This window comes from Mesorhizobium sp. M1078, assembly GCF_040318615.1.
In the GTDB taxonomy this organism is placed as follows: domain Bacteria; phylum Pseudomonadota; class Alphaproteobacteria; order Rhizobiales; family Rhizobiaceae; genus Mesorhizobium.
This window is the reverse complement of the sequence record NZ_JAMYMP010000010.1, coordinates 147,103-169,075: the sequence shown is the minus strand read 5'-3', so window position 1 is coordinate 169,075 and position 21,973 is coordinate 147,103. Positions and strand designations below refer to the sequence as shown.

Annotated in this window: 17 protein-coding genes and 1 pseudogene; 13 read left to right on the top strand and 5 right to left on the bottom strand. The window is 57.4% G+C overall.

The annotated features are described in order from the left end of the window. Positions 1–18 precede the first annotated feature (18 nt). Complete coding sequence (locus tag NKH38_RS16045) at positions 19–339, bottom strand: HesB/IscA family protein (RefSeq protein ID WP_023672207.1); 321 nt, start codon at positions 337–339, stop codon at positions 19–21. A 534-nt stretch (positions 340–873) separates the two neighbouring features. Here NKH38_RS16045 and hemP point away from each other — a divergent pair. The 6 genes from hemP (at position 874) to NKH38_RS16015 (ending at position 6,836) form a co-directional block, all read left to right on the top strand. Beyond that, positions 874–978, top strand: coding sequence for a hemin uptake protein HemP (gene hemP / locus NKH38_RS16040; RefSeq protein ID WP_023685012.1), 105 nt, complete (start codon positions 874–876; stop codon positions 976–978). A 30-nt stretch (positions 979–1,008) separates the two neighbouring features. Next, on the top strand, positions 1,009–2,100 hold the full coding sequence (locus NKH38_RS16035; RefSeq protein WP_352765031.1) for a hemin-degrading factor: 1,092 nt from the start codon (positions 1,009–1,011) through the stop codon (positions 2,098–2,100). Between the two features lie 844 nt (positions 2,101–2,944). After that, on the top strand, positions 2,945–4,162 hold the full coding sequence (locus tag NKH38_RS16030) for a cytochrome P450 (RefSeq protein WP_352765029.1): 1,218 nt from the start codon (positions 2,945–2,947) through the stop codon (positions 4,160–4,162). 40 nt (positions 4,163–4,202) lie between these two features. Next, positions 4,203–4,394: a ferredoxin gene (locus NKH38_RS16025; RefSeq protein WP_081725572.1), complete on the top strand. Its 192-nt coding sequence runs from the start codon at positions 4,203–4,205 to the stop codon at positions 4,392–4,394. Positions 4,395–4,726: 332 nt separating this feature from the next. Then, a complete protein-coding gene (locus NKH38_RS16020) occupies positions 4,727–5,338 on the top strand; it encodes a nitrogen fixation protein NifQ (protein WP_023687343.1) in 612 nt (203 codons plus the stop codon). 1,000 nt (positions 5,339–6,338) lie between these two features. Beyond that, positions 6,339–6,836, top strand: a complete 498-nt coding sequence (locus NKH38_RS16015; RefSeq protein ID WP_352741730.1) for a hypothetical protein — start codon at positions 6,339–6,341, stop codon at positions 6,834–6,836. A 269-nt stretch (positions 6,837–7,105) separates the two neighbouring features. On the opposite strand, the gene NKH38_RS16010 is transcribed toward NKH38_RS16015, so the two are convergent. From NKH38_RS16010 to NKH38_RS16000, 3 genes are all read right to left on the bottom strand, one after another. Beyond that, positions 7,106–7,348, bottom strand: a complete 243-nt coding sequence (locus NKH38_RS16010) for a hypothetical protein (RefSeq protein ID WP_352765026.1) — start codon at positions 7,346–7,348, stop codon at positions 7,106–7,108. A 151-nt stretch (positions 7,349–7,499) separates the two neighbouring features. Beyond that, a complete protein-coding gene (locus NKH38_RS16005) occupies positions 7,500–7,805 on the bottom strand; it encodes a hypothetical protein (RefSeq protein ID WP_023835179.1) in 306 nt (101 codons plus the stop codon). A gap of 286 nt (positions 7,806–8,091) precedes the next feature. Beyond that, positions 8,092–8,295, bottom strand: coding sequence for a DUF6471 domain-containing protein (locus NKH38_RS16000; protein WP_023731283.1), 204 nt, complete (start codon positions 8,293–8,295; stop codon positions 8,092–8,094). A 90-nt stretch (positions 8,296–8,385) separates the two neighbouring features. Here NKH38_RS16000 and NKH38_RS15995 point away from each other — a divergent pair. From NKH38_RS15995 to NKH38_RS15970, 6 genes and pseudogenes are all read left to right on the top strand, one after another. Next, positions 8,386–8,865 (top strand): annotated as a pseudogene (locus NKH38_RS15995) (transposase); the annotation flags it as partial. Positions 8,866–9,149: 284 nt separating this feature from the next. Next, positions 9,150–10,583, top strand: coding sequence for a hypothetical protein (locus NKH38_RS15990; protein WP_023706372.1), 1,434 nt, complete (start codon positions 9,150–9,152; stop codon positions 10,581–10,583). Continuing rightward, positions 10,576–11,394, top strand: coding sequence for a hypothetical protein (locus NKH38_RS15985; RefSeq protein ID WP_023687338.1), 819 nt, complete (start codon positions 10,576–10,578; stop codon positions 11,392–11,394). The genes NKH38_RS15990 and NKH38_RS15985 overlap by 8 nt, the downstream gene beginning before the upstream one ends. Continuing rightward, positions 11,394–12,707, top strand: coding sequence for a hypothetical protein (locus tag NKH38_RS15980; protein ID WP_023672193.1), 1,314 nt, complete (start codon positions 11,394–11,396; stop codon positions 12,705–12,707). Before NKH38_RS15985 ends, NKH38_RS15980 begins: the two co-directional genes overlap by 1 nt. Then, on the top strand, positions 12,704–13,744 hold the full coding sequence (locus tag NKH38_RS15975) for an OmpA family protein (protein WP_031198374.1): 1,041 nt from the start codon (positions 12,704–12,706) through the stop codon (positions 13,742–13,744). The genes NKH38_RS15980 and NKH38_RS15975 overlap by 4 nt, the downstream gene beginning before the upstream one ends. A gap of 59 nt (positions 13,745–13,803) precedes the next feature. Then, positions 13,804–14,958, top strand: a complete 1,155-nt coding sequence (locus tag NKH38_RS15970) for a DUF4236 domain-containing protein (RefSeq protein WP_023672191.1) — start codon at positions 13,804–13,806, stop codon at positions 14,956–14,958. Between the two features lie 33 nt (positions 14,959–14,991). On the opposite strand, the gene NKH38_RS15965 is transcribed toward NKH38_RS15970, so the two are convergent. Further along, positions 14,992–15,585: a thermonuclease family protein gene (locus tag NKH38_RS15965; RefSeq protein WP_352904375.1), complete on the bottom strand. Its 594-nt coding sequence runs from the start codon at positions 15,583–15,585 to the stop codon at positions 14,992–14,994. Between the two features lie 750 nt (positions 15,586–16,335). Between NKH38_RS15965 and NKH38_RS15960 the strand changes: the two genes are divergently transcribed. Continuing rightward, complete coding sequence (locus NKH38_RS15960; RefSeq protein ID WP_352762777.1) at positions 16,336–21,924, top strand: DUF3320 domain-containing protein; 5,589 nt, start codon at positions 16,336–16,338, stop codon at positions 21,922–21,924. Positions 21,925–21,973 lie beyond the last annotated feature (49 nt).

The window sequence follows — 21,973 nt, the reverse complement described above, 5'->3', positions numbered from 1 at the left end:
CACAGGCGCTTCGGGCGTTTAACTGAAGGACTTGCCGCAGCCGCACTTTTCGCGCGCATTGGGGTTATCGAAGACAAAACCGGAAGATTGGAGCCCGGTGAGGAAGTCGACGGTCATGCCGGCTACATGGGGTTGGGAGCCCGCGTCCACGAACAGCTTGACCCCATCTGTGTCAGTGATCGCGTCGCCCTCGCGCGACACGCTCTCCAGGCCCATTAAGTATTTGAAGCCTGCGCAGCCGCCGGCCTCGACCATAATGCGAAAGCCTTCCGCCGGCTCGCTGGCACGGCAAAGAGCAGTCTTGAAGGCGGCAACAGCGTTGTCGGTGAGCGTAATCATGGCTCCATTCTCCTCAGTCCGGGACCTGCTTGCCCATCACGTCGCATGCACCGTGCCAAAGCGAAAAAACGTTTCAACACAGCGCGGCATCTCTCACACTGGTGCCTCTTGATTGCTGATAAGGTGTCGGCCAATCGACACGTGCTGTCGGGTTTGTCGGGTCCGGCACGAGGGATGTTGGCCTGAGTTCTTGGGTGAACTCACATACCAAGGACAGAACTTCTTCTGAGCTTGCCTCGGCGCAATTGGCACGGTTTTTGAAGCTCCGTTTGGCGAGACGGCAAGGCATGCCGATCCACAACCATGCCGTGGGTGCCATCGCGATGGATGGGGCGAAGCAAGGGAGTAACATGTCAGGACCGTGGTCAGATACGCGTTGTTGGCAAAACAGCGCCGCTCGTGGCATCCGAATGCCCGCTTGGCCGATTGCGACAACATCCATACTGGCTCACCACCGCCCAGTAGCCGCCGACCGGCTCGATGGGATGCCATCGGCATGTGGCTGCTCGCCGGTTTTCGCACCGGTGCGACGCCGTGCGCACGCTGTCCAGCGACACCTTGTTCATGGGCCAGCAGCAGATCAGGATCGAGCATTTCGGCGCGCCTTATCGGCTGAAGATTCCCGGGCAGGGCAGATGATCCTCACACGTCGTAGAAACAGGGGTAAGCATGGACCAACGCGAGAAACCGTCGCCCGACGAAATCCGGCGGGCGTGCAAAGACAATCCGAAGATCCGGGAGCATGATCTCGCCGCTCGATTGGGCATTTCGGAAGCCGAGTTGGTCGCGGCGCATTGTGGTCACGGCGCGGTGCGCATCGAGCCGCGCGTCGATGATCTGCTGACCGGCCTCGAAGCGGTCGGCGAGGTGATGGCGGTCACCAGCAACGAAAGTGCCGTGCACCAAAAGACTGGCGTCTACGGCAAAGTGGTCACCGGCAACCAGCATGCCATACTGCTCGGCGACGAGATCGACCTGCGCATCTTCCCGAAAGCGTGGGCGTATGGCTTCGCCGTCGAGAAGCGCGAGGGGGCCGAGATCCGCCGCAACCTGCAATTCTTTGATGCCACCGGCGAGGCGATGCACAAAGCTCATCTCACGCCCGCCTCGAACCTGCAGGCCTATCAGGATCTGACGGCAGAGCTTGTATCCCCCGACCAGGAGCCGATCATATCGCTCGAGGCGAGCGGGGCGCGCGATAACGCAGTGAGTCCAGACCACGCCACCACGGTCGACGACCTACGCGAGCACTGGGGCCGGCTAAGCGACGTGCATCAGTTCTACCATATGTTGAAGACACTGAAGCTCAGCCGCTGCCAGGCGATGCGTATGGCCGACGAGGATGACGCCTGGCTACTCGACAATGATGCCATTGGCGCCCTGTTCCAACAGGCGGCCGAAGACGAGATGCCGATCATGTGCTTTGTCGGCAATCGTGGTTGCATTCAGATCCATTCCGGCCCGATCAGGTCGGTCAAGCAGATCGGGCCGCGGATCAATGTGCTCGAAGAGACCTTCCATCTGCATCTTAGGACCCATCGCATCCGCGAGGTCTGGGCCGTGCGCAAGCCGACGAGGGATGGTCACGTTACGTCCATTGAAGCCTATGGCGCGGACGGCAAGATGATCATCCAGTTCTTCGGCACGCGCAAGGAAGGCGAACGCGAGGGCAGCGACTGGCGGTTTCTGGCCGAGAGTCTGCCACGCGTTCCCGGTCCGACCTCCAGGGGTGTGTTGACTGCCGACAGGTCCTCGGATTGAATTGGCCGCGATAGGACTCAGCACCACGTTCCGACAGCGGCTCGCGAGCAAATCTAGGTCCATGAGCGGAAAGGATGCCGTCGTAGCGCATGCGCATGGTCAGGTGATGCACGCCGGAATGGACCGCATCTATACAGTCAAGCTGGTCGCCGGTCGGCACCGGTGCGCACGAGTGCATCGCCGTCTGCCGGAAAAGCCTTGCAGCGCCTGCGAGCGATAAAACGCATACGCCATCAGCGCCGAACCGAAGCGCGGCTTGACCTTTTTGATATTTCCGATCGTCTCGCGCAAGCGCCGTCGGGTCTTCTCGGACCGCACCCGATCCTTGCGCTGGATCGCGTCATTGCTCAATCCGGGCCGTGCGAGCGATCTACTCGCTCGTCGACCGGCAGGCTGTGCAGCAACAGCCAAGCCGAACAGCCCGATGTCGCGGGCTCGACAAAACCGACCACGGATGTCGGTTGTCGGACGTTGTCATAAGAATGATGGACAGGTGATCATCAGCGGCAGACCCAGCGCAGGCTGGCATTGCTTGGTGCACCGCCATGGCCACCCTATCCGGCACGCGACTTGCTTCGACAATTTGATCAGCAGGGCAGAGGTGATTGACCAGTCTCTCAACCCTAACGGGGAAGCGGCCGCTTTGCTTCATGACCGGAGCGCGGCGGAGATGCCCCTCTGATCGACTTCGCAACCCATCTCATCCGCGCTGGTGCAGGTGGGCTGTATCAGGCGACAGAATCTAGAAGGCGCCCGACAAGAGACGTGCCCATGCTGGAAATCGACTTTATGAACAGCGGTGCAATCTCAATTGAGCCATGAACGCCAATGTAGAGAAAACAAAATGGCGACCAACCCCGTTCCAGATCATGTCCCGCCCGAAATGGTGAGGGACTTCAGCCTGTTTACATCGCCAGGGATGCCACCAACACCCAACGGGGATCCACACGCAGCTGTCGCTTGCGTACATGACGGGCCTCCGATCTTTTACTCCCGCTACAACACGCAAGATGGCCGGGGTACCTGGGTCATCACCCGTGCCGCGGACCAGCGGAAGGTGCTGCAGGACGCAGAGACTTTTTCCAGCCATCGCAGCATCTTCTCCTCCATACTGGGTGAGAACTGGCCGACGATCCCGCTTGAGCTCGATCCACCGGCCCATGGCGTCTTTCGCTCACTGCTTAATCCGCTGCTTTCGCCAAAGCGGGTGTTGGCTTTGGAACCGGCTGTCCGCGAACGGGCGGTCGAGCTGATCGAAAGGATCGCCGCGTCGCGCACAAGCTGCGAAGTGATGAAGGATTTTGCCTTTCCTTTCGCGGTGAGCACCTTTCTTCGCTTTCTGGGGTTGCCTGATGACCGACTCGATACATTCGTCGGCTGGGGGAAAGATCTGCTCCACGGCGACGATAAGGAACGACCTGTGGCTGCCCGGACGATCGTGGCATTCATCGACGAACTTGCAGCCATGCGCCGCGATGAGGCGGTTGACGATTTCATGACCTTTATAGTGCAGGCACAGGTCGAGGGCCGCCGGCTGACTGACACCCAAGTCCGCGGCATCGGCGTGCTTGTCTTCGTCGCTGGGCTCGACACGGTCGCAGCAGCTATAGGCTTTGACTTGGCGTACCTCGCACGCAACCTCAAAGATCAGCAATTGCTGCGGAGCGAACCGGACCGCATCCCGCTCGCAACCGAAGAATTGCTGCGGGCCTATCCGCCCATTCAGTTGATCCGCGTGGCCACGAAAGATATCGACTTCGAAGGCGCGCCGATCCGGAAGGGGGACTATGTTTCCTGCGCCACGATGATTGCCAATCGTGACCCGGCGGAATTCGAATGCCCCAACACGATTGATTTGGAGCGGGAGGACAACCGCCACGCAGCGTTTGGCTATGGTCCCCACCGTTGCCTTGGCTCACACCTTGCCCGGCGCGAGATTGTCATTGGCCTGGAGGAGTGGCTGGCGCGCATCCCGGCTTTCAGGATCAAGCAGGGTACGGCGCCGATAACTTCTGGCGGCCATGTGTTCGGGATCGAAAATTTGATCCTGGACTGGTCTTAGGCCCGCCCCGAGCCCGGGCACAGACAATGGAGGCAGCGCCATGCGCATCATCGTCCAAAAGGCCAAATGCCAGGGCCACGCGCGATGCGCGGCGCAAGCGCCGGACATCTTTAAACTCGATAATGACGGTTACATCCTGCCTGGTGACATTGAAGTTGCGGAAGGGGAGGAACTGCCTGCATCACGAGGCGCGCGATCCTGTCCTGAACGTGCGCTGGAACTCACTCGCTGACGCTCTGGATGAGACGGCATTCAACCGTGAGTCTGGCGGCTTGAACCATGTGGCCGCACTCAGCACGCGACCTCTGTCCCGCACCGTTCACGTCCAACTCTGCGGGGCAAATTCCGGCGCCAGTGTTCCCCGTGAGGCGCAAACGGCAGGGCCGGGGTTCGCGAACCTCTTCGAATCACAGAATTTGCGCCAGAGCCGATGGACCAGACGAGAATTGCCGAACTACTCGACGCGAGGCGACCCGGAGTGCCGTACCGAAGAACTGCCCGACCCATGCTGCGGCAGGCCGGGTCTCTGCATGATTTGATAGGGCGAAACCAGGAGAACGCGCCATATTTGCCCAACATTATGCCCGGCTCAGCACCGGCCAATGGCCGCAGCTGGAGAGAAGGTTCGACCAGCATGTGCTTGCCTGTGTGCTTTCACGTGCGCTCGAGGAGATCGAGGCCGGCGAGGCGACGGCGACGGAGGCAACCGGACTTTCGCGCGCCGAGTTGCGCGATGTCCTGTCCCGCTGTTTCCCTGCTTTTCCTATCAACGCGTTTGCCTTGGAAGAGGGGAGCGAGCCTGAGCCGGATCTGGAAGAAGAACTTCTGCGCGGACTGCTGCTGGCGCATGCCCGGCCCGACGACAAGGCAAGCGCCCGCTTCGCCAAGATCATCGCCCGGCGTGCCATGCGCAATGACCACCTCTGGCAAGACCTTGGCCTTTTTAGTCGAAGCGACCTCGGCCGCCTGCTCGCCTCGCATTTTCCGACGCTGGCGGCCGGCAACACCCAAAACATGAAATGGAAAAAATACTTTTACCGAAAGCTCTGCGAGGCCGAAGGCTTTTCGCTGTGCAGCTCCCCCAGTTGCCGGGACTGCAATGATTTCGAAAGCTGCTTCGGCCCGGAGGAAGGCGAAAGCCGCCTCACACGGACCAAGGACAACGCCCAGGATTGAGAGCCGCTTGCGTCAGTCGTACAGCGTCAGAGCTCGCGCCGCGCCATCTGTCTGTTGTCAAATCTCGACGGACGCCTTGGGGGATTTGAATACTGTGCGCTCGCGATGCTCGCTTCGGCGGGTCGTCGTCATGGCAGGCGCGAGTCGAATGTTTGTTAGATGCCGCCACAACCTAGCCGGCATCATCAATCGCTACAAGCGCAAGGAGTTGAAGGACACGTTGCGCGATCTTGAGCAGGCCGGACTTGGTGACCAGCTCGTTAGGTTTTCCAATTCATGAGTGGCTAGAGCGATGGCTGTACTGGCGTTCGATCTCGTTTATTTTTCCGGCCTGACGGCAGACCAACTGCTAGGCAGCGTCATCTCACTTCTGGCGTGTTTGCTCCTTTATAACGCTCTGGCTCCGGACCGAGTTAATCGATAGGTCGGCGGCCGCTCGGCGTAACTGCTAATGCCCTGATACGATTTTAGGAAACGGGGTCTGCAGTGTTTTCTTCCGCTTCGGCGCCACATAGCTTTCAACCAGGCGAAATGCTCGACGTCGACAGTTACCAGCGGCCGTAGGTTGATGGTCACCGTGTTTGGCGCTCAGAACTTCCTCCGTGCTAGTCAATGGCGAGCATCGGAAGCGATTTTGCAGGTTTTGCGCTGACGGGATTCTGGCTCGGCCCGCCGGTCGGGTTCGTCAAAAGGTGCTAATATAGCGTTGTATGTCCGATCGGCGGTAGTAGCCGCTTACTGATCGCCGGACGGTCATCCCTGAACCTTGTTGCACCGCACCTGGAGTGCTTGGGGAATGATATTATCTGACAAATGGAAAAATCACGTAGGAGCCAAAGTAAAATTTTATTATATGTGACTCCTGAGAATTACCAAGTAATGATCCAAGAACGAATCTTTCGCGGGCCGTTAAGTTGTTTTTCAACTCTAGTGCGTCACTATGGGGTCCGTAGGTCCCAAAAAATGTCCCATCCTTTGCAGGGCAACAAGGAGGCGTACTATGGCAAGAATTTTTGAAATTCTTACGGGCAGTCTGACTGCCGGATGTGTTCTCGTAATTCTTTGCATGCCGGCGACTGCAGCTGGAATTAATGTCGGAGGCGTCGGCGGGGTATCCGTCGGCAGCGGAGGCGCCAGCGCTAATGTGGGCGGCAACAGCGGCGCTACGGCTAGCGTATCCCTAGGCGGTTCTGGGGCAAATGCCGCAGCCTCCGTCGGCGGCACTGGCAGAGCGACTGCTTCCATTGGCACCGGCCGCGCCAATGTCGGTGTCGTCACCGGGGTCGGTACCGACGTAAATGTCGGCGTTGGAACCAATCCAGCCGCCAACCCCAGCAACCCGACCGCTTCGAGCAACCCGAATCTGGCTAGCGTTGTCGGCGATATGTCGAACGCCCAGGTCACTCGGATGAAGAAGCGCTGCGTCGAAGTGCTTAGCAACGAAGATACCTATGATCGTGAGCTGCGCCGGCTCTGCTTGCTGATCTCGCGCCGCTAACCAGCGACCCCTTTCCGACCTGTCGGGGCTGTCGACATGACACTCTCCAGTTCCGGCAGTGGAAGCCCGCCCGCCGAAAGGTTGGCGGGCTTTTACAGTCAGCGGTTTTTCATCCGCAGCAGGCAGGATGTTTAGGCACTTTCGCGTATGTAAACGTTGACACTTAAGGCGCTTTCGCCTCGTAGGCAAGTTGTGTAACGCCTTGTTCTTGAACAAAAAATGTGAGAACGCCTAGTTGCTTAAGCGAAAAGCGCCTTACCGAGCGGATATCAAAAATAAACATTGTCGCGATCTTGCAACCGCCCGAGGCCGCTTTTACGCGTTCGGAGCAAGTCTAAGGCCGATAAGTCATCGTTTTGCTTATGTTTCTTCACGTCACGGTGGCGGTAGGTGTAGCCGGGAATGTCCTGCAAATGGAACGTATTGCCGGGAGGCGAGTAGCGGTAGATAAATCCGAATTGGTCGGTGATCCCGTTGACGCTCGTATAAGTGATCTCGCCATACAGATACATATGGAAGGGAACCCGCCCCTATGTGAGTATCGGACAGGAAAAGCTCATTCAGCACATTGTTTGTGATAGGGCCGCCGCGATCAAAAGCTGCAGGGCTAAGAGCATCGTCTGCCCCGAGCACCCGTTCAACGTCATTGATTTCTCCGGGATGCTAATGCGGAGTTGGCGGCAAGTTGCAAAGCCGGAGGCTCGCCCGAATCTCGTTTATGATGGCAGGAGTGCGTCCGAAATTCTTGATCGAGTATGCCGCTTCCGGAATTGGTCTTTTGTTGTCGGGCTTGTCAGCCCAATCGTGCGTCACCCCCACCAACGGTTTGGTGGCGGTGACGAACAAATACGAGCGCTCGATATCGAGCAAAGCCTTTTCGGCAATGTCGGCGCTGCGCTGGGTGTGCCTAGCAGCCTCTTTGGCGTAGTAAGCAGCGGCCATAGCAGCGGCGAGCGTGAAAGCACCCACGATAGCGCCAATGGTGGTCCAGTTCGCCGACTGTTGGGCAGCGTCGGCAGCGTTCCACTGGGCACACAGATCGGAACTGCGATCATCGTGACCTGCTTGGCATGGGTTAGTGTAACTTGGGGGTTCATTTGCCTGTTGGACTGGCGGAGGGCTTGCCGCAACAGGGTTGCCTATGGTCTCTTGATGCTGTTCGGAATGTTGGGGCTGAGTGCTCTTGCGCTCGTCTGGCGGTAAAGCCGCCCCGAGTAAAACTACTCCGAAAGCCGCAATGAGGATGCCCCGGCGTCTAAGCATTGCAGTAAGAACGCAGCGCTAAAGCCCCCCGGCTTATTTTGTTGTTCAAATTACGCTCAGTTTCGTGAATGTCCATAGTCGCCAATTTTTCGGCGAGTTGGGCATAGGTAACGCCCTTCCGCTTCAACTCTGACTTCAAAAGGTTCTTGGCTTTCGTCTCGTATTCGACGGTCTGCGGGTCGTCCTTGCCTGCCATCGCCTCGCCTCAAACAATATCATCACAGTCGGTGGTACAGGCCCCTGTATTTGGCGATACAAGTCCCGCATATAACCGGATATGATGACAATAGCCCAACACTTCCTCCTTTCCGCCGAAAGCCGCTCCCTTTCTCTGAAAGAGATTTACAAGGGTGGCGAGGAAAAGGCTTACGACGCGTTCAAGCGCCTTCGCTGGGCTTCGACTCAAGGCGAGCCTGTTTGCCGGAAATGCGGGTGCCTGGATCATTACGACATTCCGACCCGTCGCAAGTTCAAGTGCGCCGCTTGCGGGGGCGCAGTTCTCGGTTACGAGGGCACGATCTTCGCCTTGGCGCAAGCTGTCGTTTGTCGATCTGCTCGCCGCGATCTGCCTGTTTGTTAACGGCGCGAAGGGCATGTCGGCGGTCCAGTTCTCTCGCGATCTGGACGTGCAGTACAAGACCGCCTTTGCGCTGGCTCACAAGCTGCGCGAAGCCTGTCGGCTGAAACCAAGAACGAAACCCTTGAAGGCGAGGTCGAGATTGACGGCGCTTACTTTGGTGGCGTGGTGCGCGCCGAGGGCGCGCGCTTCTGCTACTGCGCGAACGCCTCTGGAGTCGATTTTTAGCAGCTCATTGGCGTGATCTTCAGTTCCTTCGCCACAAAGCCCGGCGGAGAAGAGTATGCTGCCTGGCCTATTCATTGGCCCAAGTCCGCTTGCCACGGCAGCTATCGTTGTCATTTTTACATCAGACGATCGTCTCGTGAGCAGTGGACCGCAAAGTTGCGAAGACGCAGTTGCCCTTTGCTTCTACTGTGCATAGAAGCCATTTGTGCGGGCAGAGGTACAAAAATGGGTGCGGTGCTGTGGGAATAAAATTCGAAAAGCTAAATAAACTGCGGGAGTCTCTACTAGAGGCAAATCACGATTTCCGCGCCAGCACCCAATTGTTCAATAGCTTGGATGTCGCGAAAATTGATCGCGAAATGGATCTTGAAGGCCGTGGAACGCAGCGAGGCGAGGCTAACCAGCCCCCGAAAACGGCCAAGAATTTCGACGATATAGAGCACACAGTTATCGAGAGGGTCGAGGACGAAAAGAAGGCCGCACATCACACACTCGAAGACAGCCTACAGCTACTCTCCGGCCGATTGGCTGGCCTCGACTTTGAAGAGCAGTTTGGTCTGATCCGTCAGGCGAACGCCGCCAGTGTTTCCGATTTCAAGGCCTCGATCGCGGTGGGCCTGGACGAACTTCACGGATTGCGCAAATCGCTCAACGATGCGGAGAAAGAACACGACTGGTTCAAACAGAAGCACGGGCTTGTCCGGGCTGTGAGGGTTCAACACGGAGCGGCCCATGTTTTCCGAGTGTCCCTGCTAATCTTCCTGTTCCTCATTGAAACGGCGATGAACGGAAATTTCCTCGCAAAGGGAAATGAACAGGGATTCTTTGGCGGGCTCCTCGAGGCCGCCGCTTTCTCGTTTTTGAACATCGGCGCCGCTCTGCTGTTCGCAATATTCTGTGCACGCCTGGTGACTCACAGATCGCTTTTTGTGAAGTTGATCGGCGCGCTGTCGATAGTGGCCTATATCGGCTTGGCATTGACCATAAACCTAGCGCTTGCGCATTACCGCGAGGTTAGCGGGTCCTTTGTGGACGGAGCCGGCGTCGAGGTCGTGCGCAGCATGCTCGCCAATCCGGCTGGCCTTATGGACGTGAAATCCTGGCTTCTGTTCGGCATTGGTCTCATGTTTTCGATCTTTGCGTTTATCGACGGCTGGTTCGTTCTCGACCCATACCCGGGCTATGCGGGTGTCGAAAACAGATTAGTGGCTCGCCGGGAAGACTACATCGAGCGCAAGAGCGAGCTCATCGAGGCTCTGCAAGAGGTGCGCGATGAGCACAACGAGAAGGTGGAGGACATCGTCAAGCGGCTGGGGAGCAGACGCAGGGAGCATCGAGCGATCATCGACCATCGGTCGAGGCTGCTGACGCTCTTTGCGCAGCATCAAGACCAGCTGGAGCGAGCCTGCAACCAGCTTCTCTCAAAGTACAGGGAGGCCAATTTCCAGGCCCGCACAGAGCCAGCGCCAAAACATTTTGCCACACCCTACAAACTTGAGCGCATAAAACCCCTGATATCGTCCGACGATGAATGGAGCGAGAAGGACCTGGGCGCCTCAATTCGTGACGCGCAGGAAGAACTCAACGCTCAGGTGCGGCTCATCGGGCTGGAATGCGAGCGCGGGATCGAACAGTACCGAGATCTCGACAAGCTTCATCCGGATAGCGTGAATGGCTAGGCGGGGTCGCAGAAGAAAGAAAGGCAGTGGCGGCACAATTGTCGCAGCAGCCGGATTGGCCGTGCTGTCGGCTGTGATGCTGGCCGGTTTTGTTTGGATGTGGTCGAGATCCGGGAAGGACCAAATCGACATCAGCACGAATTGCCCACTGAACGGACCTGTGAGCCTGACAGCGGTCTTGATCGACGCCACCGACCCGATTTCGCCGATAACCATGGCGGATCTGAAGAATGAATTCCGCAAGACCATTGGGCGCGTCGAGCCTGGCGGCTATCTCAAGATATTGACGCTGGGCGCGAGGCCCGGCGACCTGACTGTGATGTTTGATGGATGCAATCCGGGCGACGGCTCGACGGTCGACAGCTGGACGAACAATCCGTCTCGGCGGCAGAAGAAATGGGAAGATGCGTTCGAGGACCCTTTGACGAACCTTCCCGACCAGATACCCAATGGAGAATCCGCGAGCCAATCTCCGATCATGGCCGGAATTCAGAAAATCAAACTGTCGCTATTCGATAGCAGTTTGGCGAAAGAGAAGACCGCTAAGCGAATAATAGTCGCGTCAGATATGATCGAACATACGGCGCTGTACTCACAATATCGTTCGGGTCTCGATTATCAGAAGTACCTTGATAGCGCGGCTGACAGGACTTACGGGACATCGCTCGATGGCGTCGGGTTTACGATACTCTACGTCGATAGGGCGAAGAAGCCATTTGGCTCTTTCGAACATGCAGAGTTCTGGACCCGGTGGGTTCAAAGCCATCATGGTGATTTTGAGAAGCTGGTAGGGTTGGAGGGGTTAAACTAATGGCCAAGAAGCGAGGGGAGTCGTTCTTAGGACATCCGAGCCTGCCCCTTTTCGTCTTTGCGACGCTAACCCTGGGTGGCTGCGTGTTCATCGCAATAGCCAAGCTGTCGGGCGTAGACCCTATAATGGCGGCGAGCGCACCGGTGTGCCTGATGCTCATCTATCTTGCCGCGTCCGTCTTCACCGGCAAGCTACGGCTCCACGATGAGCAAACAGGCGACAATCTCTACTACATGGGTTTCCTGTTTACGTTGACGAGTCTCGGCGTATCGCTGTTTCAGTTTGGTTCCGAAGGATCCACCGACACAATCGTGAGGAACTTTGGTATCGCGGTGACGTCGACGATCACGGGCATTGCTTTGCGGATCTTTTACAATCAGATGCGCCGCGATCCTGCCGACATCGAACGGACGGTCAGGCACGAACTCGCGGATATGACGCGGCGTGTAAGAGCCGAGATGGAAAGTGTAACCAGGGAATTCGCTGACTTTCGCCGCGTAAGCAATCAGATGTTGGAGGAGGGTTTTGCCGAAATCGCCGTTCAAGCGGAGCGGAACGGAGAGCACATAAGATCGGCCCTGGATAAAATCGCGATGGAATCGATCAGACCAGTTCAAGAGGCCTCGGGAAAGCTCAGCAATGCTTTGAGCCACAATTTTGGGCAGATCGAAAGTCAGTTCTCGTCGATCGCACAGCGCGTCGAGGCGGCAGCCGATCTGCTCGACAAAGCCAACAGCTCAATGTCCTCTTCAGTTGGCAGACTGGGTGAACAGGCCGAAAGCGTAGCCACCAAGTTGGAGAAGGTTGTCGTCCCTGATGAGGTCCTTAAGAACGATCTGGCGCCGATGGTGAAACTTCTTGGCAGCGCGGTCGCTCAGTATGCTGTCAAAACAGAGACGGCTTCGCAGGAACAGCAAGCCCGCATGGCGGGCATCGTTGATGCTGTGGCTAAAGTGGCCGCAGGTGTGGAAAAGGCTGTGGCAGCCGCAGAGCAAACAGCGGAGAGCGTCCAAGCGCAACAACGCTTGACCCAGGCGCTTGCCGCAGTGGTGCAAAAGCAAAGCAAGGACACCGGAGACCTTGTCGCAACCTTGGCAGGAAGAACCCTTCACGCGCCGAGGCCTGTTCCCCCTCTCAACGCTCCTATCGCGATTGAACAGCCGCTGGCAGATCTGGCCGCAAATGACACCGTCGAGAGCGCACCAATTCGGGTCGAGCCTGAGCCCCAACCAGACGCTTTCCAAACTCTGGGAAGCGAGCCTCCCGCCGAACGAACGGAACCGCCTAAGCGAACCAGTTGGTGGGGCAGGTGAGTGACGCTGGCGGGACTTCGGTCGCCTTCGAGCGCAAGGGTTTTGGCCGCGGTTTGATACTGGGCCTGACCATGGCCGAGACGATGCTGCTTTTGGTGTTCTGCCTGTTGCTAGCAGCCGGTGCTATCATCACGAAAAAGCAGAAAGAGACCGATGAGGCACTGCGAGCCACTCAATCAAACAAGGAAAACGTGCAGAGGCTCGAAGCCGAGAACAAGCGGCTTCTGGCTCAGATAAAAGCGGTGTTTCAGCCCACGAGGGGAGGAACCGTTCCCGACGAACAATGGCGCGAGCTGGTCCTGGCCAAGGATGCTGTTAAGTCGGTCAAGGAAGCAGGTATTTCTCTGGAGGAGGTCGTGCGAAATGCCCCTGTCGCGAAAGTCCTTGCGGACAACGACATAAGCATTGATCAGACCAAGGCCATGATAGATGCGGCGAAGGTCTTGAGAGAATTTGGTTACGCCGGCACCGACAAAGGGCTGCAGGATCTGGCTGATGTGCTCAAGGAGGCTGCAGAGCCGACGCAAGCAGCAAAACCTCACGATTGGCCGCCGATCATCAGTCTCAGCGAACTGGATGGCTATAATTTCGATACCGGAAGCGCAGAGCTTTCGAATGCCTTCAAAACAAAGTTGCGCGATCTTGCGAAGACCATCGCCGGGACTGCGACCTCGTACGGTGTCGACGTGATTGAGGTAATTGGACACACGGACGAACAGGCAATGGCGGGCGAATCCTCCAACATGGACAAGGGGCTCCAACCGGTCCTGTCAGGGAAAGTGGAAATCGGCTCACTCCATCCCGCCGACAATGCCGGTCTTGGGCTGGCCCGCGCGATTTCAGTTACAAGTGTGCTCAGTGACATGCCCGCATTAAAGGGGTTTACGATTTTGCCGATGTCTGGTGGTCAGCTCATCCTGCCCGGCGATCATCTCACCGACGGAGCGCAGATTGGCGATGTACGGGCTCGAAGGCGCATCGAGATTAGGGTGAGGCAGCGATCAAAATTGGCGCCGGTTGGTGGCGCCAAGCCATGAATGGGGACGAGAGACTGGCGCCTTAGTCGGTACGGCAGTTGAGTTGGGGGGATTGGGCTATGGGGTTTTACGTTCGAAAATCGATCAGTGCGGGACCATTCCGCTTTAACTTTTCGTCCGGTGGGGTTGGCGCTTCCGTTGGCGTGAAGGGCCTCCGCATCGGCACTGGGCCAAGAGGTCACTACATCCACGCCGGCGTGGGTGGGCTCTACTATCGTGGCACTTTAGGCAAGGCCAGCGCGAAGAAGGTAGTTCAGCTCTCTCAGACCCCATCTGCGCCGCAACCCCGTCCACAATCCTCGCGCCCGGAATACGTCTCTGACGGCGTCGTGATGAGAGAAATCGAGTCCCGCGATGTGGTGGAAATGCGTGACGAGACATTCGCCAATGTGCTCGATGAAATCAATGCCAGGCAATCGCAGACGCGGCTGTCCGTAGCACTCGCGGTTTTGTTCGGGATTGCAGGTTTCCTTGTGGGGACCAAGCTCGGAGGTGCCGCACCGGTGCTGGGCATCGGTGCCTTTGTGCCGGGTATGCTCATTGGCAAATGGTTTGACAGTTACCGCCGGGTGAGCGTGCTCTATTACGATCTGGAAAAAGACGCGGAGGCCGCCTACGGGCGACTTGTCGGCGCGTTCGAAACTCTCACCGGCTGCGCAGGGAGATGGCATGTCGCTGCCGGCGGCAAGATAGAGGATCTGACTGCTTGGAAGCGAAATGCCGGGGCCAGCATGCTGGTCGACAAAAAGCCCACGACACTTACAAGCTCCTTGCCGAAGGTTGTACGCAGCAACGTTACTCCTCCTTCAATCCATGTGGGTCGGCAGGTGCTCTTCTTCATGCCTGACCTAGTGCTGGTGAAGGACGGAAACCGATACGGCGCAGTCGGATATGCCGATCTGCAGACCCAATTCGCCCCGAGTAATTTTATCGAGACCGGCAAAGTTCCATCTGATGCGGAGATCGTGAGCTACACCTGGGCTCACCCAAACAAAAACGGCGGGCCTGACAAGCGCTTCAAAGACAATCGGCAGATCCCTGTATGCCGCTACGAAGCGTTGCGGTTTTCTAGCCCGTCCGGACTTAACGAGCTGGTGGAATTTTCCAAGACAAACGTCAGCCAGCCCTTTTGCCAGGCTCTATCGGCACTCGCGCAATTGCATCGAAGCTCCGACCGCCAATTCATAACGCTAAATGCGCACACTAGGGAGTGATGGTTGGGGATGGGCTCAAAGCGTGAGCCCAGGTCAGCAAACGCCTTCGCACGGAATCCCGTCGCTATCTCGATCCAACTTGCTCCCCCATGAGCAGTTGGCGAGATACCAACGTGCTTCTTCGCAAGATGAAATCTGCGTGCACAAGCGGCGAGGTTGGCATGAGTAGCTCTGTGCTACTTGGCGACGGCTGACAAGCCCAAGGGGGCTTTTGGTTGGGCTCGCAGATTCGGCATGTTGTTCGCGCCAATCCCAAGGGTTGTCAAACGTCCCAATCCAGATTCCAACCTTTGCGCTTTCAGCATTAGTTTGCTGTTGCGCATAGGCGCCGTCGCTATAGCGGGGCCAGTCCAAGGCTTGGCCATGTTCGACCATCCAGGACGCGGCGCTGACACCGTCCGCGCGCCGACAATCACTGACGAAGCGACGGTACCGATCCCATGAAACAAATGTGCATTGGACAGGCTGCGAAGCCGCAAGGAAATTCGCCAATGCTTCGGCCGCCCGGCGCCCGCAGGGGTATTGATGTGCGCTAGCGTCATTGCAGTATTGGCGGCTTTCGGGTGCATCGATGCCGTTGAAGCGGACGCGCTGCCCGTGGATCTCTATCGTGTCTCCATCAATCACCGATGCTATGCCTACTATCGGCGCCCGTCTCGACCCGGCCGAGTTCGCTATATCGAGACCACGTAACTGGTCACCCGAGCCTGTAAAATAGTGGGTCGCGTAAGCAGCCAAGGCCACCACGATCACCAGGATCAGAGGCAAGCGCACATCTGGAGAGAAACGTCTGCGGACGATTGGTTCAGCGCCGCGCCTTGGTCGCGCGCGGCGACGATGAGAATAGCGATTGTTATTCAATTTCCGATCCTTTGCGAAACGCAAGCTGCATGATTTGTAACGTGCCTCTGCACCATTGGCGCTGGTTTGCCTTGTAGTTCGGCGCTTTGAACACCATGGTGCCTTCGCAGATCAGCCGAAGTCACGACTTTGTAGTTACCTTTTCCGTAAACACGACCATCTTTCCGCGCTGGAGCCTACAAGTTTTCTCGGAATGAAATTAGGAGGCCGATTCAAAAAGAAGTCGGCTTGTGCGCCAGTTGGTCGTGGCCGGCGAGGCGGATGCCAGAGCTGCCAACACCTCGTCCACACGTATGATGGCATTTTGTCCGAAAGGGAACCTCGAGATCAAGGTGGGGATGCGAAGTGTCCGGAACATTAAACAAACATCCGCAATTTTTCCACCAAGCCGCAGTGCTCACAATACTAAACGATTGAAGTGTTGGTGGCAGCCATTCGAGGTTGAAAAACCAGCATTTTATGTTGCGGACAGCCCTTGTCTAGGCTCTATGTGTCCAGCCTATCAGGGGGGTGTGAGTGTCGGAAGTTGAAAAATCGGTCTTCCAAAGCGATCTGCCTTTAAAGGAAAAGCTCGAGCGAGCCAGGATGGAATTGCTCGACCTTTCTGCTCGCAACCGACTTTTGAATGTGCCACGGTTTTCAAAGAGCGCGAAGACGATCGATATTGTCGACGAGAGGTCGTCTGAGATCTATCGATTGCTGGTGAGCGAAGGAAAGGCTTTTACCTTCCTGGCCGGCAAGCCGGATCGGCCGAAGGCAGGCCAGGTTGAAAGCAGCCCTCCAGACGAGGAAATCGACTATTCCCCCGTTGCTCTTGCTCAGCCTGAGGACGAAGGATTCGACGACAGAGGGGTATCTGCGCGACATTCTGACACCAAGCTTCAGACGAGGATGACCCCAACGGGGCTGCAGCGCCGGCTCCTTGATCTCTACCACGATGCCCGCACACTTGAGGAAGAGCAGGGCGTCAATATCCTCTTTCTGGCCCTTGGCATGCTGAAGTGGATTGACCCGAGCAACAAAGAAAACATCCGTCAGGCTCCTCTCATTTTGGTCCCGGTACGGCTGGAGCGAGGGGCCGCTGGAGAAAAGTTTCGGCTGCGAGCTCGTACGGAAGATCTTACCGCAAACCTCTCCTTGGAACTCTATCTCGACCGCATTCACAAGCTCGCCCTGCCGCGTTTTGAAGTAGGAGACGACTTCGACGTCTCGGCCTATCTCGAAGCCGTTGCCGAAGCAGTGTCGACCAAAGAGGGTTGGCAGGTTCTTGCCGATGATATGGTGCTCGGCTTCTTCTCGTTCGCTAAGTTCTTGATGTACCGTGACCTGGATCCGGATCTCTGGCCGGATGGCGCAAAGATTATCGAACAACCGAAGATCCGCTCGCTTCTTTCAGATGGTTTCGAAACACGCGAACCGCTGATGTCGGACGACATTGCGATTGATCCGCATATCGCGCCTGCCGAAATGTTGCATATCGTCGACAGTGACAGTTCTCAGACGCTGGCGATCCATGATGCAAGAAAGGGTCGCGACCTCGTTATCCAAGGTCCTCCCGGGACAGGAAAATCGCAGACGATCGCAAACATTATCGGGTCGGCCGTTGCCGATGGAAAGACCGTGTTGTTCGTTGCGGAAAAAATGGCCGCACTTGAGGTCGTAAAGCGACGGCTTGACACTGCGGGGGTGGGGGACGCCTGCCTTGAGCTCCATAGCAACAAGGCAAACAAGCGCATGATGCTGGAGGAGTTGCGGCGCACCTGGCAACTCGGATCGCCTCGCGGACAGCTTGCTTCTTCCCTTACTGAACGCCTGCTGGAGGCTAGGGATAAACTCAATGCACATGCTACAAGGATGCATGTTCCATTTGGAACGTCCGAACTCACTCCATACCAGGTTCTTGGCCAGCTAACCCGACTAAGGCAGAACGGGCAAAAGACAGTTGATATTGAACTTGAGGATGCCACCGCTTGGACGAATGACGGTGTCTCGCAACGTCGCAAACTTCTCGATGACGTGTCTCAGCGGATCAACGAGATCGGCTTGCCGATCCACCACCCATGGCGGGGAGTTGGCCTGGATGTCGTCCTACCAACGACCATTGAGAGGCTCGTCCCACGCATTGCGTCGTCGCTGGATCAAGCAAAGGCTCTGCACGCCAAACTGGCCGATATTGCTGAGCGGATCGAGGCGAAGCCTCCGCAAATCCTCAGCGACAGCGGCGAGGTAGAAGATCGCGCTGAGCTTCTCGCGTCCGCACCTGGACTTCCTGCCGAGGCGCTAGTCTCGCCGGTTTGGGATGAGCGTCCAAAGGACATTGCATCGCTTCTCTGGACAGGAACAGATTTCAACCGCAAATCCGAGGAACTGTCGGAGCAGTTGGTGGCGACGGCTATCGACACGCCAATTGAAGGTCTCGAGACAGAGCTTGCTAAGCTTCCTTCAGACTTTCCGAAAGATGGTTTCGTTCGTGCGCGCCAGCTAACCGTGTTGCTCCCGCGCTTAAGAGAAGAAGCTGAGCGGCTAAATCAAGAACTGGGGTCTACGGTTTTACCGGACACGCTTGCAGGACTCCTCAGGTTAGTGATGACCGGCGAGAGAGTTGCGGCAGCCCCCGATGCGAGCCCTGAGGCATTCGCAGCCACAGTTTGGGACTCCGGGCTGGAACAGGCTGGTGACCTTGCCGACAGCGTAGCAACGCTAGAGACTGCTAGAGCCGAGCTTCAGGGCAAAGTTGTTGATGCCGCGTGGAGTACCAACGTGGCCGCGGCGCGGCAAGCGCTCGCCGAGCACACGGGAATATTGAAAGCATTGAATGGCGACTACCGTCGTGCCACTGCACTTGTGCGGACTATTTTGGTGGCCCCTAGCGCGCCTGCGGCGGAGATAGTGGGTCTCCTCGACATTCTAATGAAGGGCCAAGCGGCCGCAGCAAAAGTGCGCGAAGGCGACGCCTTTGGCGGTTCCGCCTTCGGAGCCGATTGGCGCGGTGAGAGATCGTCTTCGGCACCACTCCAGGCCCTAGTGGAGTGGATGCGCACGCTGAGGGGACTTGGCTCGGAACCGAGAATTATAGCCGGGCGGATGGCGGAGCGCTCTGAAGCGGGCGCGCGTGCGGTCCGAGTTCGTAAGGTGATCGACATCGGTCAGCCGATTATCGAGGGGTTTTGGAACGATTTAGGCCACCTTGCGTCATCCCTGCAAGGTGACGTGGCTTCCGCCGAGCGGGCCTCGCTGCAAATGATGGAAGCGAAGGCAAGCACTGTAGCTCAAGCCGATGACGCGTCACGACAGGTTCTGACTGACGTTCCAGATCTGATCAGTGAGCGGGTGGAGATACTACGCCGACTAGGCAGACTACAAGCGCTTGATCAAGAGATCGAGGACGGGGAAAGCCTTGGCAAGTTCGCATTCGGCTCGTCGTGGCTCGGTCGAGGATCCGATTGGGCCGCTCTCGCGCAAGCCGAACTTTGGCTGAGAGAAAATGGCTCAATCCGGCATTTGGCTGCGCGGTTGCCTGAAAGAAAAGAGATCGCAAACTTGGCGCGTTCAGCGCGTGAAGCGGCCCAAGCGGCAGCGCGGGAATTGAAGGCGCTTGCAGGGGATTTGAAAGCCGATGCTCCCTCCTTGTTTGGAGTAGACGATTTTCCAGACGTCGCGATAGTCGAGGTTGTTTCTCGACTGGAGGGGTGGCTTGATCATCAGGAACAGCTCTCAAAATGGGTTGCCTATGGAGAGCGATCCGAAACAGCCCGAAAGGCTGGACTGGGACAGTTGATAGACGGCCTGGCCGACGGCCAGATTACAACAGGATCGGCGCGATCAGTCTTCGATATGGCCTACTACGAACGAATGTTTCTAGCGATGGCGACCGATGAGCCGGAGCTGGCAAGGTTCGACGGGGAATTGCATTCCAGGGCTGTACGTGACTTCGCGGATCTGGACCGACAGAGGATCAAGGCCGGTGCCATCGAAGTTGTGACGGCTCATCACCGAAAAATTCCTTCAAGAGACGGCGGAGCTGGACCAGTCGGACTGCTTCGTTCTGAGATGGCGCGCAGACGGGGCCACATGCCTATCCGGCAGTTGATGCAGAAGGCAGGGCCTGCCATCCAGGCACTCAAGCCAGTGTTCATGATGAGCCCGCTTTCGGTGGCCCAATTCCTGTCGCCCGGCAGGATGTCCTTCGATCTTCTTGTGATGGACGAGGCGTCTCAGATACAGCCTGTGGACGCGCTCGGCTCGATCGCCAGGGCCAATCAGGTGGTCGTTGTTGGCGACGAACGCCAACTGCCACCCACGACATTCTTCGCCAAGGTGACAGGCTCGCAGTCTGAAGATGACGAGGGTGAGGGCGCGCAGGTCGCCGACATCGAAAGCATCCTCGGCCTGTTCACGGCCCGCGGCTTGCCGCAGCGTATGCTCCGCTGGCACTACCGTAGCCGTCACCAATCTCTGATCGCTGTATCGAACAGCCAGTTCTACGAGAACCGGCTTTTCATCGTGCCAAGCCCCTATACCCAAGAGGCAGGCATGGGGTTGCGGTTTCATCATGTGCCAGAGGGGGTCTTCGATTCCGGTGGCACAGGAACCAATCCGGTAGAGGCGAGAGCAGTAGCCGAAGCGATCATCCGTCATGCGAAGGTGAACCCGCGAGAGACTCTAGGCGTTGCAACATTTTCGGTTAGCCAACGCCGCGCGATCCAGGATGAACTCGAAGGGCTGCGGCGACTAAATCCCGATACGGAGGAGTTCTTTCACGCGCACCCCAGCGAGCCATTCTTCGTCAAGAGCCTTGAAAATGTTCAAGGCGATGAGCGCGACGTGATCATGATCTCAGTGGGGTATGCCAAGAATGCGCAGGGGTACATGGCCATGCGTTTCGGCCCTCTTGGTGCGGAAGGCGGCGAGCGTCGGCTCAACGTCCTCATAAGCCGCGCCAAGCGCAGCTGCGAAGTATTCGCGTCCATCACAGACGAGGACATCGACCTGGAGCGTGGCAAAGGGAAAGGCATCTTCGCCTTCAAGCTCTTCTTGCACTACGCGAGAACAGGGCGAATTTCGCTTGCCCAGGCCACGGTTCGCGAAATGGATTCAATCTTTGAAGAGCAGGTAGCCAACGCGCTGATCGGAAAGGGTTACCAGGTTCATGCTCAGGTTGGCATTGCAGGCTTCTTCATCGATCTCGCGGTTGCTGATCCGGAGAGGCCAGGCCGCTATATTCTTGGCATCGAATGTGATGGCGCAGAATATCATTCATCGCGCTCGGCCCGAGATCGAGACCGGCTACGGCAGTCTGTTCTGGAAGACCATGGTTGGATAATCCATCGCATCTGGAACGCTGACTGGTTTCAGAGGCCACGCGAGCAGCTGGAGCGAACCATATTAGCAATTGAGGCTGCGAGAAAAGAGCTCGATGAGCGGGCCGAATTGGGGGTCCAGAGAAATCGTGCTGTAGCCGTGCAGGTTGTTACGGTCGACAGAGGCAACGTGACGGAAATCGGTCTCGAAAGCACAAAGGGATCCGAGATACCCAATCGAGCCTACGAAGAGGCCGAACTAAACCGACCGGGATCGTTCGAACTCCACGAGACGCCCAGCGGAATCATGGCCGGACTGGTCGAGCAGGTGGTGGCTATAGAAACACCAATCCATGTCGACGAAATAGTTTCGCGTATTCGGGGCGCGTGGGGTCTGCAGCGGGCCGGTGGCAGGATTCAGGATGCAATCGAGCGAGGGGTAGGCCTAGCGCAGAGAGGTGGTGCAGTAGCCCGTCGAGGCAGCTTCTGCTTCAAGCCAGGTGCTCCTGTTCGTCTCAGGGATCGCAGCGGCGTCGTGTCCGCTGGATTGCGCAAGCCCGAAATGATTGCGCAGGACGAAGTCGCCCAAGGCGCCATGGAAGTCGTGAAATCCAACCTCGGTGCGACGGAGGAAGAAATCGCAATAACCGTTGCGAGAATGCTGGGCTTCAAAGCCACAAGTGCACAATTGCGGCAGTTGATTTCAGCTGGGGTCGCCGATTTGATTGCCAAGGGCTTGCTGCGGCCCCAAGACGGTTTGTTGGTGGCCGGCGAGTCCGCGAGCGAGGCATTAGCTGAAGTGTGACCGGGCATTGTAGAGCCCTCGTTGCAATCTCTGTTGAAGCTCGGAACAC